Below are 16,378 nucleotides of genomic sequence, written 5' to 3'. Positions count from 1 at the left end.
ACGGATGAGAATTATTCTTGCCTTCACCCGAAGCGCCATTAAACTGCAGGCTGCCTGGTTGACCTCTGGATAATTTTTAATGGCATTGCTTCAGGTTGTTTTTCGCCAGTACCGCTGGCCGTTTATTGGCGTGATTGTGCTGACGCTGCTCAGCGCCGCGCTGGGTATCGGGCTGATCGCCTACATCAATAATGAACTGATCGTGGCAGTCAATACCTCGCTCACCGTGCTGCCGGGCTTTCTCGCCCAGCTGTTTCTGCTGATGGCGGTGACGCTGGCGTCGCAGCTGGCGCTGACTCAGCTCGGCCACCATTTTGTCTGGCGGCTGCGCGGTGAGTTTATCAAGCGTATTCTGGATACCCGGGTTGAACGCATTGAGCAGATTGGTAACGCTCAGCTGCTGGCCGGCCTGACCAGCGACGTGCGTGCCATCACTATCGCGTTTGTGCGCCTGCCGGAGCTGATTCAGGGCATCATTATTACGCTGGGTTCCGCGATCTATCTGGCGTGGCTGTCACCGCAAATGCTGTTGATCACCACGCTGTGGCTGGTGGTGACGCTGATCGGCGGCTGGCTGCTGGTGTCGCGTGTTTATCAGCACATGGCGAAGCTGCGCGACATCGAGGACGAGCTGTACCGCGATTTTCAGACCATCATTGAAGGGCGCAAAGAGCTGCAGCTTAACCGCGAGCGCGCCCGGCTGATTTACGACACCGTGTATCAGGAAAATGCCACGGATTCTCGTCGTCACATTGTGCGCGCCGATACCTTCCATCTCAGCGCGGTGAACTGGTCGAACATTATGATGCTCGGCGCGATTGGTATTGTGTTCTTCATGGCCAACGGTCTGGGCTGGGCCAATACCGCTGTCGCCGCGACCTATTCGCTGACGCTGCTGTTCCTGCGCACGCCGCTGCTGGCGGCAGTAGGCGCGCTGCCGACGCTGCTCAGCGCACAGGTGGCGTTGCGGAAAATTAATACCTTCGATCTGGCCCCCTATAGCGCCGGTTTCAACGCGCTGCCGACGGTGAGCGACTGGCAGACGCTGGAGCTGCGCGACGTCTGTTTCCATTATGGCGAGCACGGTTTTGCCGTCGGGCCGATCAACCTGACGCTGCGCCGCGGAGAACTGGTGTTTCTGATTGGCGGTAACGGCAGCGGTAAATCCACGCTGGCGATGCTGCTGACCGGCCTGTATCAGCCGCATTCAGGCCGCCTGCTGCTGGACGGTAACGAGGTGGACTGGCATAACCTTGATGCTTATCGCCAGCACTTCTCGGCGGTGTTCACTGACGTGCACCTGTTTGACCGTTTGATTCGTCGCGGTGGTGAGCCGGCTAATCCGGCGCTGGTGCAGCAGTGGCTGGAACGGCTGAAAATGCAGGACAAGCTGAAGCTGGAAGGCAACCGGGTACTCAACCTGCAGCTGTCGAAAGGGCAGAGCAAGCGGCTTGCTCTGCTGCTGGCGGCGGCAGAGGAGCGCGATATCCTGCTGCTCGATGAGTGGGCGGCCGATCAGGACCCGCACTTCCGCCGCATCTTCTACCGCGAGCTGCTGCCGTGGCTTCAGGCGTCCGGCAAAACCGTGTTCGCCATCAGCCATGACGATCACTACTTTATTCATGCCGATCGGCTGCTGGAAATGCGCGATGGGCAGTTAAGCGAGCTGACCGGCCGCGAGCGCGAAATGGCCACGCTGGACGCCGTCAAACGCACCGATACCGGCCATTGACGGCTGGCGGCAAAGCTTAGCAAAAACCCTTATTGGGCAGGACGTTGTCAGCGGGATACAGTGAATGGCAGCAGAGATCCTCGTCTCTGCCTCCCTGGAACACTTCTGTCGTCTTGTGTTGTCACCGGCCCGGGCTCATTCCGCGCCGGTTTTTTATTGCGTTCAGGCCGGGTGAGTGAGCAGTGTGACCACGCGCGCCGGCTGCAGCCAGAAGCGTGCGTCCAGCACGGTGCTGCGGGTAAATTCCGCGCTGAAATCCTGACACAGCTGCAGCCTGGCGCGCTGCTGCGGCAGGTCGAGCTCGATCAGCGCAGCCTGATGAAACGCCATGGGCTGATGCAGCCGCGGCCATAGCGCCTTATAAAGACCCTCTTTCAGCGAAAACAGCAGCGTTGCCGCCTGCGCAAAGGGCAGCGGCTGGCCCTCAAGCAGCGCGCGCTCCTGCGCGTTCATCAGCAGTTCCGCCGTGTCCTGCGCGGTTTGCTCTGCCATCACCTGCTCAACATCAATGCCCACATACAATGCCTCGCGCGTCGCGGCCATCACCACGCAGTCATGGCTGTGTGACAGCGAAGCGCGGATGCCTGCCGGCCAGCACGGTGAGCGATCCGGCGCGTTGTGCAGCACAAAATCAGTGATTCCCAGCTGCGCCAGCTGTTGCCGCACCAGCCAGCGGCTGGCGAGATATTCAATTTTGCGTTTGCTGGCTGCCTGCTGTAGTGCAGACGGCAGCGGCAGTTGCCACTGCGCAGGTAAAGCGGCGTGCCACTGTTGCCGATCAAAGCGGCACCACGCCAGCGACAGCGATTCAGCGGTGTGGCCAGCGGCGGTGATAAAACCACAAGCGGGAAGCGGCAGGGGCGTTTCGGCTGAGAACATAACGAGTAACGGCTGATGGAAAAGCGTGTTTTACCAGTCAGCCGCGGGCAGAGCAAGCCGAAAAGGCTGCTGCGGGTTAGCGATTTGGCGGGATAGCGAAGCTCTTCATCTGCACCACAAAATGGTGGTGGCCTTTGGTAATGCGTGCACCACGGTCACACCAGTGGCTCGCCAGGCGGAAGAAATCATCGCTGCCAATATCATACGCCAGCTCCACTTTGCTGATGCCTGAGTGCAGGAGTTCTTCCGCATCCTGCAGATTTTTTGCTTTGATGACCATAACGAGATTCCATCAAATAAACGGGAGCTTTAGGGTAGGGGAAATCTGTGACATTTTTGTTTCACTTTAATGAATTGCTGTCACAAATCAGTAAAAACGTGATCCCGATCGGCTTTGCTGACTTCAGTTAAGTACCTGATTTGCAGCATGAATGAAGTGTGATGCAAGATTATGCTGCAGGATTTAGCACCCTGAACAGTAAGGTCAGTGTCTGTCGCAGTGGTGACGAATAGCCGCGTCTGGCTCGGTAATGACGCGGTCATTTTCCATCTCTATCCTTCCTGTGGTGGCTGTATTATGAAGCTCATCACACACCAATAGCCGCTTCGTTTAACTGAGGTGAAGCGTGGGCGTAAGATGCTGGTGGCTGACGAAAGAGGCTAAGGAGCGAACGATGCAAAAACTGGCTGGCATAATGTTACTGGGTTGCATGAGCGTAGGCGCTGCACAGGCAGCAGATCTCAGCTTCCAGAATGCGCAGGGCAATATTGAAATGGTGCCCGGCAAACCCACCTTTGTGCATAAACTGCACTACCGCAAACTCTATGATGAAAAGCCGTTCCCGGATGCGGTGATTTATTACTACAGCAACGGGGTGTATAAAATCCTGTCGCAGGGCGAAAATCATTATGGCCTCTACGTGATGCAGGGCAGCGTTGAGGACCAGAGTTACACCATCCGCTATATTTCAACGCCGTCAAAAGACTGGGGTAACAAAACCGCCTTCCATCAGCTCACCTTTGTGAATGGCGCGCAGGCAAAGGTGTTTATTCAAAACGCGATTACCGATACCGGTGAGCAGATCGCCCAGCAAAACGGCGAGTTTTTGCTGCAGGATCACGATCCCGCAAACGCGGCGGCAGACCGCTGGGATGATGAATTGAAAATCCAGCGCTGACGGTCAAAGCCTTCCCTCTGCGCCGCAACCGTTACGGATCGGGTTGCGGCGCCCGATGTGCCAGCGTTAGCAAAGATTTTCCCTATCCCAGCGAGAATTGTTTCCGGCTGGCAACGCGGCCAAATCTCGATAATTATCAGGGCATGACTAAATATCGTGTAAGAGTGGGTTTTCACAACCCCTCAGCCCTGACCTTCAGGCAGCTGGATGAAATCCTCGAACCGCAACGCTTCTGGCGCAGCGACACGCGCAGCGGTACGTTTCGCTACTTCATGGAGTATGAATATGAGTCGGAAGTGCGCGATATCTGCGAAGTGTGCGAGCTGGCTTATTCGCAGGCATGTAAGGTGAAGAAATGCCCGCTGATTCTGGTGCAACCCTGCGAGACGGAAGTTCCGCTAACGTTTAACCCGTAGACGCGTGGCAGTCCGCGCGCTGAAAACCACCGCGCTCGGGGCGCGCCGGGTTTAACCCTCGCAAAATGCAGGCAATAAAAAAGCAGCCGTAAGTGGCTGCTTTTCTTTGGGATTTTGGTCGGCACGAGAGGATTTGAACCTCCGACCCCTGACACCCCATGACAGTGCGCTACCAGGCTGCGCTACGTGCCGAACGTGGAGGGTTATACTACTGGTTCCGTTGGCGATTGCAATATGCCGGCAGCTTAACTGCCTCATAATTAATCAGTTTGCCGTGAACCGTTTCTCTTCCGTCAGAACCTGCAACAGCAGCGCCAGCTGAGGTTTATGATCTTTCAGCTCTTTGCCCTGGGCATCGTACGCGCTGTAGTTACCGTTGTTGCTGAGCACCAGCGTCACCGTTGGCGTAGTCACCACCAGTTTGCCATCTTCACTGCTGGCGACCCAGTTATGGCTGCGCTGCGCGGCAAACAGATCTTCACCCTGTGAATAGTTAACCGGATTGGTGCGCACGTGCAGCAGGCGCTGCATCAGCGTGGTCATCACATCCTGCTGATCGGTCAGGCGATCGATGCTCTGCGCCGGTGTATTCGGCCAGTGCACCACCAGCGGTACCTGCAGCGTCGCGCGGTTGCCCGGATTATCGCTGTTGTCGAAGGTAATGGCGCGCTGCGCCGTGATCACCACCACGGTATTCTTCAGCGCATCATTCTGCTGCAGCGTATGCAGCACCGTCGCGATTTGTTCATCCACGCCTGTTGCCTGGCGCATATAGCTGCGCTGGCGCGCTTTGGTGCTGTCGCCGGTTACCGTCACGCCGTTGAGCGCGATCCATGAGAACCAGGGCGCGCCGCCTTTCTGACCATTGAGCCAGTTCTGCCACTGCGTCACCGTGGTGCTGTTGGGCTGGGTGTCGGCCTGCGGCAGGCTGTAATCCGCCAGCAGCGCCTGACGGTACAGCGGCTGGCTAAAGCCATCGGAAGAGAACAGGCCGAACTGATAACCCTGGCTGTTCAGCGCGCCGAGCAGGGCAGAGGGCATGCGCGCCGCCAGTACGCCGTCCATGTAGCTGGAGGAGATACCGTAGAACAGGCCAAACAGGCCTTTTTCCGGCTGCAGTCCGGCGCTGTAATGCTGGGTAAAGCGCACATTTTCACTGGCGAACTGATTAAGCGACGGCAGCGCTTTATCCACCGTGGCATTGTTCAGGCCGTCCACCGTCAGAATCAGCAGGTTGTGACGCGTTCCGCCATCGCGGAACGTAATATCGCTGAGTGGATACTGTACCGACAGCGCTTCCGGATCGCCCTGTTGCACCAGACGGCGCTGATACTCCTGCGCATCCAGCAGGCCGTGTCGCTCCAGAAAACGCCGTGCGGTCATCGGATAGGAGAGCGGCAGGTTGGCACGCTGCATGGTAATCGGCCGGTAGAAGTTGGCGTCTGCCCAGATATACAGCAGATGACTGGCAAAGAAGGCGCTGATAAACAGCGCGGCCAGCGGCTTGCCAAACGAACGCCGGTTCAGGCTGCGCAGCTTTTGCCAGCTCCAGGTGGCAAATAGCATCTCAACCAGGAAAATCAGCGGTACGCTGATAAACATCAGCTGCCAGTCGCGCGCCATCTCGCTTTGATCGGGGTTGACCACCAGTTCCCACACCACCGGATTGAGGTGCAGATGGAAACGGTTGAACACCGCGCTGTCGACCATAATCAGCGTCAGCCCGGCCGTGGCGACCACGGCGGAGAGCACGCGCAGCAACCGCTGCGACATGGCGACAAAGGTCAGCGGGAAGATAATCAGCAGATAAGCGGCAAACACGATAAAGCTGAAATGGCCAATCCAGCTGGTAAACGCATAAATACGGCCGGCGAGGGAAGAGGGCCAGTCGGCGACCAACAGGTAGCGGCTGCCTAAAATAAGCGCAAACAGAATATTAAACAGGGCAAACCAGTGCCCCCAGCTGATCATCTGGGAGACTTTTTCACGGTAGCGCTGCCGGTTGGTTACCATATTTATGAGGTCAAATCTGCAATTTAGTGGGCGTTGTCATCGCGCACGGAAGACTGCAGCGCTTCCGCAAACGAGCGGGCGAGGCTGCGGCGCTGGGCCGGTGCGATGTCGGTGTTGATCAAATTGGTCACCATGTTCCCCAACACCATCAGGGAAAGATCGGTTGGCGCTTTGTCTTTTTCAAGAACCTGCGCCAGCTGCGCGAGAAGCTGTTCGACGCGCGCGTCGCTGTAACGGGATGATTGTGGCATATCGTCGACTAATCAAGTGTGAAAACGCGGTATATTACCGTAACAACGCACTTTTTTCCGCAATTTTATCGCAAGCAGAACGATCAGTTTGTGCGCGCAGTTGAAAGCGGCTGCGGGCGGTGTTTGAATACGCGCCTGAGCCAAAAGGAGAGTCTACCATGAGTCTGGATATCGACCAGATTGCCCTGCATCAGTTAGTCAAACGTGATGAAAACCAGCTGGAACTGGTGCTGCGCGATACCCTGTTACCTGCCACGCAGGCGGTGGAAGAGATGGCGGAAGAGTTACACCGCGTCTATAGCGCCAAAAGCAAGGCTTACGGCCTGTTTAATGAAGACAGCGAGCTGGCGGAAGCGCTGCGCAACTGCCGCAAAGGGCAGGATGACTTCCTGGCGTTCAGCCGTGCGGCTACCGGACGCCTGCGCGACGAGCTGAGCAAATACCCGTTCGCCGAAGGCGGTGTGGTGCTGTTTCTGCACTATCGCTATCTGGCGGTGGAGTATCTGCTGGTGGCGGTGCTGAACAGCCAGTCGAGCATGCGCGTTAACGAGCAACTCGACATCAGCAGCACGCACTATCTGGACATCAATCATGCCGATATCGTGGCGCGTATCGATCTCACCGAGTGGGAAACCAATCCGGAATCCACGCGCTACCTGACCTTCCTGCGCGGACGCGTGGGGCGTAAAGTGGCCGATTTCTTCATGGATTTCCTCGGCGCCAGCGTCGGTCTGGACACCAAAGCACAGAACCGCGGGCTGCTGCAGGCGGTAGATGATTACTGTGCCGAGTCCAGCCTGGATAAAAATGAGCGCCAGAACTATCGCCAGCAGGTTTACAGCTACTGCAATGAACAGCTGCAGGCGGGCGAGGAGATTGCGCTGGAAGATCTCTCCAGCGAGCTGCCGCCACTGGGCGAAAAAACCTTTCAGGCATTTACCCAGGAACAGGGTTATGAACTGGAGGAACATTTCCCGGCCGACCGCAGCACCCTGCGTCAGCTGACGAAATTTGCCGGTAGCGGCGGGGGATTAACGCTTAACTTTGATGCCATGCTGCTGGGCGAGCGCATTTTCTGGGATCCGGCCACCGATACGCTGACCATCAAAGGCACGCCGCCGAATCTGCGCGATCAGCTGCAGCGTCGTACCGGCGGTCAGTGATCGCCGGATTTGCGCCATAAAAAAACGCCGCAGATGCGGCGTTTTTTCGTCAACCCGTTAGCGATTAAGCGCGAACGAAGTCGATGTGGTGCAGTTTTGGCTTGAACGGGTGACGCTGAACAGCCTGAACTTTAACTTTGGTTTCTTTACCGTCAACAACCAGAGTCAGCACGTCGCTGTAGAACTCAGGCTTAGCCTGCATGTTCATCACAGAGTCGTGGTCCAGTTCGATAGAAACCGCAGCGTCTTTACCGCCATAGATGATGGCCGGGAATTTGTTCGCTGCGCGCAGGCGGCGGCTCGCACCCTTACCCTGCTCTTTACGTACTTCTGCATTAATAGTGAACATCTTAAGATCTCTTCTATAGTTCCTGCTACAGGCGACCCAGCAACAGGACGGTTATTCAATACGCTTTTACGGATGCAAAAGCGGGCGGCATTATAGCCGGATTGCCACAGCGGGGCAAATGATTCCGCCGCTTAGCGCAGCTCGTTAGCGCGGCGATAGCGTCCCTGATAATCGAACATTTTTTCCCGCACCTGCCAGAAGTGGCCTTTGGCGCGCGCCACCACAAAATCGGGATGGCGCAGCAGCGGCTGCAGCGCCACCACATCAGCGGCGGTCTGCCAGCCGAGCTCCACGCCGGGCGCACGCTGATGTGGCCGCATAAACAGCTGCTCAAAGGCGGTGCGCTGCGCCGGAGTGCGCAGGCGAAAGCGCTCGCTGACGCTGGTGCCATCCTCATCAAAATAGGTGGCTTGCAGCCATTCGCCTTTATCATCGCGTCCGTGCGCCAGCGTCATACCACTGCAGCGCAGTACGCGCGCGTCTTTCAGCTTCAGCGCCGCTTTCAGCATATCATCGGGGTCGACCAGCACCTTGTCGCACTGCTGGCAGCGACGCGCGGCGATATCATTTTCTGCACCGCAGTCCGGGCAGCTTTTAAAGCGGAAACGGTAGTCGCACTGCGCGCGATGGCCCTCGTCATCGTCGAGCACGCCCTGACAGCGGCGGCCAAAGTGCTCAATGACGTGGCCATCTTCGGTCGCCTTGCCCCAGAAGGTATTCGCAAAGCCGCAGGCCGGACAAAACACCTGTACCGGCTGGTTATCGCTGGCGCCTTTCGGTGCGCCGACTTCGGGCGTAAAGAGATCGTGCGGGTTTCCGGCGTAATCAAGGAGCAGGCAGTCGGTTTTGCCCGGTGCCAGCCGCAATCCGCGACCGACAATTTGCTGATACAGGCTGACCGATTCGGTCGGGCGCAGAATGGCGATCAAATCGACGTGTGGCGCGTCAAAGCCGGTGGTCAGCACCGCCACGTTAACCAGAAACTTAAGCTGCTGCGCTTTGAACTGCTGAATCAGCCGGTCACGCTCCTTCACCGGGGTTTCCGCCGATACCAGCGCACTGTTTTCCGGCAGCAGGCTGAGAATTTCCCGCGCGTGTTCAACGGTTGCGGCAAATACCATCACGCCGCGGCGCGTCTCAGCGAACTCGATGATCTGTCGCATGATCTGCGGCGTGACGCGCTGCTGCTGTTTCAGTTCGCGGTTAAGATCGGCCTCACTGAACAGGCCATTATTCTGCGGGATCAGCCGACTGAAATCATACTGCACCACCGGCATATCCAGCCGCTCGGGCGGCACCAGAAAGCCATGTTTGATCATATAGCGCAGCGGCAATTCGTAGATGCAGTCGCGGAACAGCGCATTATCATCGCCGCGCACCATGCCGTGATAGTGGTACTGGTAAATCCAGCCTTTGCCCAGGCGGAATGGCGTGGCGGTCAGCCCCAGCAGACGCAGCTGCGGATTGTGCTGGCGCAGATGGGCGAACAGTTGCTGATACTGGCTCTCTTCGTTGTCGCTGATGCGATGGCACTCATCGACGATCACCAGCGAAAAGGCGCTGTCAAAACTGGCCAGATTGCGCGCCACTGATTGCACGCTGCCGAACACCACTTTACCGTCGCTCTGCTTGCGCTGCAGGCCCGCGGCGAAGATGTCCGCCTGCAGGCCATACGCCTGATATTTACTGTGGTTCTGCTCCACCAGTTCTTTGACGTGAGCCAGCACCAGCACGCGACCGCGCGCCAGCCGCGCCAGTTCGGCGATCACCAGGCTTTTGCCGGCGCCGGTTGGCAGCACAATCACCGCTGGCGTGGCGTGGCGGCGAAAATGGGCAACGGTGGCATCAACGGCTTCTTGCTGATAGGGGCGCAGGGTAAACGACATGGGAACCGGCTTTTTCTGGAACGGACGCGCATTATGCCATGAAAGTGGCTGAAACGCAGGATCGGCACTATTAGCAGGCGAAGGTTCAGGCTATACTGCCCACACTTTTTCAACGGTTAACCCTGCGCTCAATTATGCCGTGGCCGCCGCGCTACGCTGTAAATGATTTACCGGGCAAACGCCGTTTCAGTTCCCCTCCGCAGTAACAGGCAAAAAAGCGAATTCATGCGACTCGACAAATTCATATCTCAGCAACTGGAAGTTAGCCGTGCCATCGCCGGCCGTGAAATACGTGGCAGAAAGATCACTATCAATGGCGAAGTGGTGCGCGACACCGCGTATAAAGTCCTGCCGGACGATGCCGTAGAGTACGACGGCAATCCGCTGACGGTGCAGCAGGGCCCGCGCTATTTCATGCTGAATAAACCGCAGGGCTATGTCTGCTCCACCGACGATCCGGATCATCCCACCATTCTCTATTTCATTGAGGAGCCGGCGGCGTTCAAACTGCACGCGGCAGGGCGGCTGGATATTGATACCACCGGGCTGGTGCTGCTGACCGATGATGGTCAGTGGTCGCATCGCATTACCTCTCCGCGCCATCACCTGGAGAAAACCTACCTGGTGGAACTGGAGCAGCCGCTTGACGCGGGGCTGATCGAAAAATTTGCTGCCGGCATTCAGCTGCACAACGAGAAAGATCTGACCAAACCGGCGCAGCTGGAAATCCTCGATGAGAAAGCCGCGCGCCTCACCCTCAGTGAAGGGCGCTATCACCAGGTGAAACGTATGTTTGCGGCGATGGGCAACCACGTCACGGCGCTGCATCGCGAAAGCATCGGTGAGATTGTGCTGGATGAGGAGCTCGGTGAAGGCGAATACCGTGAACTGACCGAGGCGGAAATCAACAGCATCGGCCTGCCGGACGAACTGAAACAGCGCAAATAGCGGGAGACAGCGGTGCGTAAGGAAAAAAATTCACCGGTGGGATTAGTGGTGATTCTGGGATTGCTGGCGATGCTGATGCCGCTCTCCATTGATATGTATCTGCCGGCAATGCCGCAAATCGCCCGTGAATTCGCGGTGTCGGCCGGCAGCGTACAGATGACGCTGAATCTCTACATCCTCGGCTTCGCCATTGGTCAGCTGGTGTATGGCCCGCTGGCGGACAGCTACGGACGTAAACCGGTGATTGTGCTTGGCACGCTGATTTTTGCCTGCGCGGCGGCAGCCTGTGCGCTGTCGCAATCCATTGACCAGCTGATTCTGATGCGTTTCCTGCACGGGCTCTCCGCCGCCGCGGCCAGCGTGGTAATTAACGCCCTGATGCGCGACAGTTATTCGAAAGAAGATTTCTCGCGCATGATGTCGTTTGTCATGCTGATCACCACCATTGCGCCGCTGCTGGCCCCGATCATCGGCGGCTGGCTGCTGCTGCTGTGGAACTGGCACGCCATCTTCTGGACGCTGGCAATGGCCGCACTGATTACCACCGTGCTGGTGGTAACGCAGATCCGCGAAACGCTTAAGCCCGAGCAGCGGCAGCGTTTTCACCTGCGCACCACGCTGAGCAATTTTGTCGCGCTGGTGCGGCACAAACGCGCCTTCAGCTATATGCTGGCAAGCGGCTTCTCGTTTGCCGGGCTGTTTACCTTTCTTAACGCCGGGCCGTTTGTTTACATTGAAGTGAACCATGTGTCGCCGCAAAATTTCGGCTACTACTTTGGCCTCAATGTGGTGTTTCTGTTTGTCATGACGCTGATTAACAGCCGCGCGGTGCGCCGTTTCGGACCGCTGGCGATGTTCCGCCTCGGTCTGCTGATTCAGTTTGCCATGGGCATCTGGCTGCTGATTGTCAGCGCGCTCAACCTCGGTTTCCTGCCGCTGGTGTTTGGCGTGGCTATGTTCATTGGCTGCGTATCGACCGTCTCCTCCAATGCGATGGCGGTGATCCTCGACGAATTTCCCCATATGGCCGGCACCGCATCCTCGCTGGCCGGTACGCTGCGCTTTGGCGTCGGTGCGCTGGTTGGCGCGCTGCTGTCGCTGGTCAGCGTCAACAGCGCCTGGCCGATGGTCGCCACCATCGCGCTGTGCGCTACCGTCTCAATCGTGCTGTTCAGCTACGCCGCCCGTCCGCGCCACACCGCGTGATGGCGGCGGGTCTATGCTTAGCCTGCTGTTATTTCACCTCCTGATTTGCCCCTCTCCGCACTCTCGCTCTGCTTAATGTTTCTATATTGTGAAAATTAATTGATAAAAAAGTAACGACATTGCGTCTAAAATGATTGTTAAGCGCCGCGTAACGCGGTAAACATAGGCATAAATGCGAGAAAGCTCGCAAATAATAAAGTTGCATCACGCTTTGTGCTTAAAACGAGAAGGCTATCCTTGACGTCCGTATGCTGAGCTTGCCAGGTGGGGATTCACCGCGATGAAGCCGTCCGTTGTGAATAACGTTACTGTCTCTGGGAACCGAAACACTATGCTGCAACTCTCGGTTGTGCATCGTTTACCACAACTTTACCGCTGGTCGCTGGAACATGCCGGCGCCATTGAACGCCAGGAAGCAGCGAACGGCGCGCATGACGGGGATCTGGTCGCGCTGCGCCTGCTGAGCCATGATGGCCATCCGGCGCTGGAGATCCTGCAGCAGCTACAGGAAACGCTGGCGCAGATTCAGGTCGAGTGCAAAATTGCCGAATGTGAAGGGCAGCCGTGTTTGCTGATTCAGCGCGGCGACGAGAGCGCCACTAACTGCTGCCTGAAAAATCAGGGCGTGGCGATTGCTGAAACCTTTGACGGTCACTGAGATAAGGTTTCGCCCTGCGCGGAGGCCAGCAGCTGACGCGTATACGCCGTAGCCGGTGCGTTAAACAGCGCTTCGCATTCACCCTGTTCCACCACTTCACCCTGGCGCAACACCACCAGCTGATGACACAGCGCGCGCACCACCTGCAAATCGTGACTGATAAACAGATACGCCAGCTGATGCTGCTGCTGTAAACGGCGCAGCAGGGTAAGGAGCTGCTTTTGCACCGAGCGGTCCAGCGACGAGGTGGGTTCATCCAGCACGATCAGCTGCGGCTGCAGGATCAGCGCGCGGGCAATGGCGATACGCTGGCGCTGACCGCCAGAGAATTCCGCCGGGTAGCGGCTGCGGCTCGCTGCCTCCAGGCCAACCTCTTCCATCACCGCAATGACTCTGGCTTCCTGTTCGGCAGCGCTGAGCTGCGGCTGGTGCACCGCCAGCCCTTCGGCAATCACCTGCTGTACCGTCATGCGCGGATTGAGTGAAGAGTTGGGATCCTGAAACACCACCTGAATGCGCTGGCGCAGCGGCAGTAGCTGCTTCGCGCTCAGCTGATGCAGCGGCTGGCCGTCGAACCAGATCTCGCCGCGCGCAGCAATCAGGCGCAGCAGCGCCAGGCCGGTGGTGCTTTTGCCTGACCCGGATTCGCCGACTAACCCGAGGCTTTCGCCGCGCCGCAGGGTAAAACTGAGATTGTGTAGCGCAGTTTTTTCCGCCACGGTGCGCTTCAGCAGTCCACGGCGAATTGGGAAACCCACCTGCAAATTAGTTACCTGCAACATCGGCGGCGCGTCGATCAGCGGTACCGGCGCGCCGTCCGGCTCGGCGGCCAGCAGCTCGCGCGTATAAGGCTGCTGTGGCTGGCGAAACAGTGCGTCACAGCGGTTGTGTTCCACCTCGCGGCCGTTGCGCATCACCGTCACGCTGTGGGCCAGCTGACGCACAATGTTCAGGTTGTGGGTAATGAACAGCATGCCCATGTTCAGTTCACGCTGCAGTTCGCGCAGCAGCTGTAAAATCTGTGCCTGCACCGTGACGTCCAGCGCCGTAGTAGGCTCATCGGCAATCAGCAGTTTGGGCTGCGTCAGCAAGGCCATGGCGATCATCACGCGCTGGCGCTCGCCGCCGGACAGCTGGTGCGGAAAATCCTGCAGGCGCGTCGCGGCCCGGCGAATGCCTACGCGATCGAGGCAGCTGAGAATCTCAGCGCGCGCCGCTTCACGCCGCATGCCACGGTGCAGCGACAGCACTTCATACAGCTGCTTTTCCACGCTGTGCAGCGGATTGAGTGACACCATCGGCTCCTGAAAAATCATCGCCATCTGGTTGCCACGCAGCCCGCGCATCTCACGTTCGCTGGCCTGTAACACATCGCGCCCGTCAAACAGGATCTCGCCCTGCGGATAACTCACCGGCGGCTGCGGCAGCAGACGCATAATCGACAGCGCCGTCACGCTCTTGCCCGATCCCGATTCTCCCACCAGCGCCAGCGTTTCGCCGGCGTCGATGCGCAGCGAGATATCTTCCACCACGCGGCGCGGCCCGAACGCTACCGCCAGATGATTCACCGTTAACAAACTCATTTAGCGCCCCCGGCTCGGATCAAAGGCATCGCGCACCGCTTCACCGATAAAAATCAGCAGCGACAGCAGCAGGGCGAGGGCGAAGAAGCCGGAAAGGCCAAGCCAAGGTGCCTGTAAATTGTTTTTTCCCTGCAGCAGCAGTTCGCCCAGCGACGGCGAGCCCACCGGCAGGCCGAAGCCGAGAAAATCCAGTGAGGTCAACGTGGTGATCGAACCGCACAGGATAAACGGCAGAAAGGTGAGCGTGGCAACCATGGCGTTGGGCAACATGTGGCGCAGCATGATGCGGCTATCGCTCACGCCCAGCGCGCGTGCGGCGCGGATATAGTCAAAGTTACGCGTGCGCAGGAACTCGGCGCGCACGACGCTCACCAGGCTCATCCAGCCGAAGATCACTGTCAGCAGTAACAGCCACCAGAAATTGGGCTGAATCACGCTGGAGAGCAGAATCAGCATGAACAGCGTCGGCATGCCGGACCACACTTCAATCAATCGCTGGCCGATGAGGTCAACGCGGCCGCCAAAGTAGCCCTGCAGGGCACCCACCACAATGCCAATCACGCTGGAGAACAGCGTTAACAGCAAACCGAACAGCAGCGAGATGCGCGTGCCGTACAGCAGACGCGCCAGTACATCGCCACCGTCAGCATCGGTACCCAGCCAGTTTTGCGCGGACGGCGGTGACGGGAAGGGCACGTCGGTGGCGAAATGAATGGTGCTGTCGCTGAAGCGGATGGGAGCCCACAGCGCCCAGCCCTGCTGGTCAATACGTTGCTTCAGCCACGGATCCTGGTAATCGGCCGCCGTGGCAAACTGGCCGCCAAAATCGCTCTCGCTGTAGTTAAACAGCAGCGGTGCGTACCAGCGCTGCTGGTAATGCACCAGCAGCGGTTTGTCATTGGCTAATAATTCCGCGCCCAGCGACAGCACAAAAATGAGCAGAAACAGCCACAGCGACCAGTAGCCGCGCCGGTTGTGACGAAAGCGCTGCCAGCGCTGCTGGTTAACGGGAGATAAACGCATCAGCGGCCCTCAAAATCAATGCGTGGATCGACCAGCGTATAGGTCAGATCGCTGAGAATATTCATCAGCAGGCCAATCAGCGTAAAGATATACAGCGTGCCGAACATCACCGGATAGTCGCGCTGAATGGTGGCATCATAGCCGAGCAGCCCCATGCCGTTAAGTGAGAACATCACCTCAATCAGCACCGAGCTGGTGAAAAACATACTGATAAAGGTGGCGGGAAACCCGGCGATCACCAGCAGCATGGCGTTGCGAAACACGTGGCCGTACAGGATGCGCTTCTCATCCAGACCCTTGGCGCGCGCCGTGACCACGTACTGTTTGCGCACCTCATCAAGGAACGAATTTTTCGTCAGCATGGTCAGGGTGGCAAAGCCGCCAATTACCGTAGCCAGCACCGGCAGGGTGATATGCCACAGGTAATCGCTGATTTTGCTGTACCACGGCAGCGTGTCAAACTGCGGCGAAGTGAGGCCACGGAGCGGGAACCAGTCGAGATAGCTGCCGCCGGCAAACAGAACAATCAGCATGATGGCAAACAAAAACGCCGGAATAGAGTAGCCGATGATAATAAAGATGCTGCTCCAGATATCAAACGCACTGCCGTTGCGCACCGCTTTTTTGATGCCCAGCGGAATCGACACCAGATAGATGATCAGCGTGCTCCACAACCCGAGGCTGATCGACACCGGCAGGCTCTCTTTAATCAATTGCAGCACCGAGGCGTTACGAAACAGGCTGTCGCCAAAGTCAAAACGCAGGTAATTCCACAGCATTTCGCCATAGCGCTGCAGCAGTGGCTTATCGAAGCCGTAGCGATGGGTTATTTCTGCCACCACTTCCGGATCCAGCCCGCGCGCGCCGCGGTACTGGCTGTCGCCGGGATTGTCGCGCACCAGCGCACCGCGCGCGCCGCTGTCACTGCCGCCGCTGCCAGGCAGACCGGTACTATGACCAAACTGGATGTTGGCCAGCGCCTGATCAACCGGACCGCCCGGCGCAATCTGTACGATAAAGAAATTCAGGGTGATGATGGCCCACAGCGTGGGAATAATCAGCAACAGCCTGCGCAGGAAATAAGCACCCAAAC

General features: G+C 57.9%; 16 protein-coding genes and 1 tRNA gene. 7 read left to right on the top strand and 10 right to left on the bottom strand.

Annotation, left to right across the window (positions count from 1 at the left end):
* Positions 1-79: 79 nt before the first annotated feature.
* Positions 80-1,732: a multidrug ABC transporter permease/ATP-binding protein gene (locus tag KOL70_RS08545; RefSeq protein ID WP_215480508.1), complete on the top strand. Its 1,653-nt coding sequence runs from the start codon at positions 80-82 to the stop codon at positions 1,730-1,732.
* 162 nt (positions 1,733-1,894) lie between these two features.
* On the opposite strand, the gene KOL70_RS08540 is transcribed toward KOL70_RS08545, so the two are convergent.
* Both KOL70_RS08540 and KOL70_RS08535 read right to left on the bottom strand, forming a co-directional pair.
* A complete protein-coding gene (locus tag KOL70_RS08540) occupies positions 1,895-2,611 on the bottom strand; it encodes a 4'-phosphopantetheinyl transferase (protein ID WP_215480507.1) in 717 nt (238 codons plus the stop codon).
* Positions 2,612-2,687: 76 nt separating this feature from the next.
* Positions 2,688-2,891: a hypothetical protein gene (locus KOL70_RS08535; RefSeq protein ID WP_010618078.1), complete on the bottom strand. Its 204-nt coding sequence runs from the start codon at positions 2,889-2,891 to the stop codon at positions 2,688-2,690.
* Between the two features lie 394 nt (positions 2,892-3,285).
* Between KOL70_RS08535 and KOL70_RS08530 the strand changes: the two genes are divergently transcribed.
* Both KOL70_RS08530 and KOL70_RS08525 read left to right on the top strand, forming a co-directional pair.
* A complete protein-coding gene (locus KOL70_RS08530; protein ID WP_215480506.1) occupies positions 3,286-3,789 on the top strand; it encodes a hypothetical protein in 504 nt (167 codons plus the stop codon).
* Between the two features lie 143 nt (positions 3,790-3,932).
* On the top strand, positions 3,933-4,205 hold the full coding sequence (locus KOL70_RS08525; RefSeq protein WP_058780313.1) for a hypothetical protein: 273 nt from the start codon (positions 3,933-3,935) through the stop codon (positions 4,203-4,205).
* 115 nt (positions 4,206-4,320) lie between these two features.
* Here KOL70_RS08525 and KOL70_RS08520 read toward each other — a convergent pair.
* From KOL70_RS08520 to KOL70_RS08510, 3 genes are all read right to left on the bottom strand, one after another.
* Positions 4,321-4,397 (bottom strand) — tRNA-Pro (locus tag KOL70_RS08520).
* A gap of 72 nt (positions 4,398-4,469) precedes the next feature.
* Complete coding sequence (gene yejM / locus KOL70_RS08515) at positions 4,470-6,218, bottom strand: LPS biosynthesis-modulating metalloenzyme YejM (RefSeq protein WP_021509248.1); 1,749 nt, start codon at positions 6,216-6,218, stop codon at positions 4,470-4,472.
* A gap of 23 nt (positions 6,219-6,241) precedes the next feature.
* Entirely contained in the window at positions 6,242-6,469 is a 228-nt protein-coding gene (locus tag KOL70_RS08510; protein WP_021509249.1) for a YejL family protein, read from the bottom strand.
* Between the two features lie 158 nt (positions 6,470-6,627).
* On the opposite strand from KOL70_RS08510, the gene yejK reads away from it, so the two are divergent.
* Positions 6,628-7,632 carry a nucleoid-associated protein YejK gene (yejK, locus tag KOL70_RS08505; RefSeq protein ID WP_021509250.1) on the top strand — a complete coding sequence of 335 codons (1,005 nt, stop codon included), beginning with the start codon at positions 6,628-6,630 and terminating at the stop codon, positions 7,630-7,632.
* A gap of 64 nt (positions 7,633-7,696) precedes the next feature.
* Here the strand turns inward: yejK and rplY are convergent, their stop codons facing one another.
* Both rplY and KOL70_RS08495 read right to left on the bottom strand, forming a co-directional pair.
* A complete protein-coding gene (gene rplY / locus KOL70_RS08500) occupies positions 7,697-7,981 on the bottom strand; it encodes a 50S ribosomal protein L25 (protein WP_058775794.1) in 285 nt (94 codons plus the stop codon).
* Between the two features lie 131 nt (positions 7,982-8,112).
* The gene (locus KOL70_RS08495; protein ID WP_215480505.1) at positions 8,113-9,867 is read right to left on the bottom strand and encodes a DEAD/DEAH box helicase; all 1,755 of its coding nucleotides are present in this window, start codon (positions 9,865-9,867) and stop codon (positions 8,113-8,115) included.
* A gap of 225 nt (positions 9,868-10,092) precedes the next feature.
* Between KOL70_RS08495 and rsuA the strand changes: the two genes are divergently transcribed.
* The 3 genes from rsuA (at position 10,093) to KOL70_RS08480 (ending at position 12,679) form a co-directional block, all read left to right on the top strand.
* Entirely contained in the window at positions 10,093-10,815 is a 723-nt protein-coding gene (gene rsuA, locus KOL70_RS08490) for a 16S rRNA pseudouridine(516) synthase RsuA (RefSeq protein ID WP_021509252.1), read from the top strand.
* Positions 10,816-10,827: 12 nt separating this feature from the next.
* Positions 10,828-12,021 carry a Bcr/CflA family multidrug efflux MFS transporter gene (locus tag KOL70_RS08485; protein ID WP_058757243.1) on the top strand — a complete coding sequence of 398 codons (1,194 nt, stop codon included), beginning with the start codon at positions 10,828-10,830 and terminating at the stop codon, positions 12,019-12,021.
* 331 nt (positions 12,022-12,352) lie between these two features.
* Positions 12,353-12,679 (top strand): hypothetical protein, encoded by a 327-nt coding sequence (locus KOL70_RS08480; RefSeq protein WP_021509254.1) that lies wholly within the window; start codon positions 12,353-12,355, stop codon positions 12,677-12,679.
* On the opposite strand, the gene yejF is transcribed toward KOL70_RS08480, so the two are convergent.
* Genes yejF through KOL70_RS08465 form a run of 3 tightly spaced genes read right to left on the bottom strand, consistent with a single transcriptional unit; the run spans position 12,673 to position 16,376 of the window.
* Positions 12,673-14,262 carry a microcin C ABC transporter ATP-binding protein YejF gene (gene yejF, locus KOL70_RS08475; RefSeq protein WP_215480504.1) on the bottom strand — a complete coding sequence of 530 codons (1,590 nt, stop codon included), beginning with the start codon at positions 14,260-14,262 and terminating at the stop codon, positions 12,673-12,675. The two genes, KOL70_RS08480 and yejF, sit on opposite strands and share 7 nt — an antisense overlap.
* A complete protein-coding gene (locus tag KOL70_RS08470) occupies positions 14,263-15,285 on the bottom strand; it encodes an ABC transporter permease (RefSeq protein WP_215480503.1) in 1,023 nt (340 codons plus the stop codon).
* The gene (locus tag KOL70_RS08465; protein WP_059009158.1) at positions 15,285-16,376 is read right to left on the bottom strand and encodes a microcin C ABC transporter permease YejB; all 1,092 of its coding nucleotides are present in this window, start codon (positions 16,374-16,376) and stop codon (positions 15,285-15,287) included. Before KOL70_RS08465 ends, KOL70_RS08470 begins: the two co-directional genes overlap by 1 nt.
* Between the last annotated feature and the right edge of the window lie 2 nt (positions 16,377-16,378).

This window comes from Pantoea sp. B270 (assembly GCF_018726825.1).
Classification (GTDB): Bacteria; Pseudomonadota; Gammaproteobacteria; order Enterobacterales; family Enterobacteriaceae; genus Pantoea; species Pantoea dispersa.
The sequence above is the reverse complement of the archived record's forward strand: the minus strand, read 5'-3'. Positions and strand labels throughout refer to the sequence as shown.

Coding starts and splice junctions, on each gene's coding strand:
- KOL70_RS08545 (WP_215480508.1), top strand. CDS start 80: ATGGCATTGCTTCAGGTTGTTTTTCGCCAGTACCGCTGGCCGTTTATT.
- KOL70_RS08540 (WP_215480507.1), bottom strand. CDS start 2,611: ATGTTCTCAGCCGAAACGCCCCTGCCGCTTCCCGCTTGTGGTTTTATC.
- KOL70_RS08535 (WP_010618078.1), bottom strand. CDS start 2,891: ATGGTCATCAAAGCAAAAAATCTGCAGGATGCGGAAGAACTCCTGCAC.
- KOL70_RS08530 (WP_215480506.1), top strand. CDS start 3,286: ATGCAAAAACTGGCTGGCATAATGTTACTGGGTTGCATGAGCGTAGGC.
- KOL70_RS08525 (WP_058780313.1), top strand. CDS start 3,933: ATGACTAAATATCGTGTAAGAGTGGGTTTTCACAACCCCTCAGCCCTG.
- yejM (WP_021509248.1), bottom strand. CDS start 6,218: ATGGTAACCAACCGGCAGCGCTACCGTGAAAAAGTCTCCCAGATGATC.
- KOL70_RS08510 (WP_021509249.1), bottom strand. CDS start 6,469: ATGCCACAATCATCCCGTTACAGCGACGCGCGCGTCGAACAGCTTCTC.
- yejK (WP_021509250.1), top strand. CDS start 6,628: ATGAGTCTGGATATCGACCAGATTGCCCTGCATCAGTTAGTCAAACGT.
- rplY (WP_058775794.1), bottom strand. CDS start 7,981: ATGTTCACTATTAATGCAGAAGTACGTAAAGAGCAGGGTAAGGGTGCG.
- KOL70_RS08495 (WP_215480505.1), bottom strand. CDS start 9,867: ATGTCGTTTACCCTGCGCCCCTATCAGCAAGAAGCCGTTGATGCCACC.
- rsuA (WP_021509252.1), top strand. CDS start 10,093: ATGCGACTCGACAAATTCATATCTCAGCAACTGGAAGTTAGCCGTGCC.
- KOL70_RS08480 (WP_021509254.1), top strand. CDS start 12,353: ATGCTGCAACTCTCGGTTGTGCATCGTTTACCACAACTTTACCGCTGG.
- yejF (WP_215480504.1), bottom strand. CDS start 14,262: ATGAGTTTGTTAACGGTGAATCATCTGGCGGTAGCGTTCGGGCCGCGC.
- KOL70_RS08470 (WP_215480503.1), bottom strand. CDS start 15,285: ATGCGTTTATCTCCCGTTAACCAGCAGCGCTGGCAGCGCTTTCGTCAC.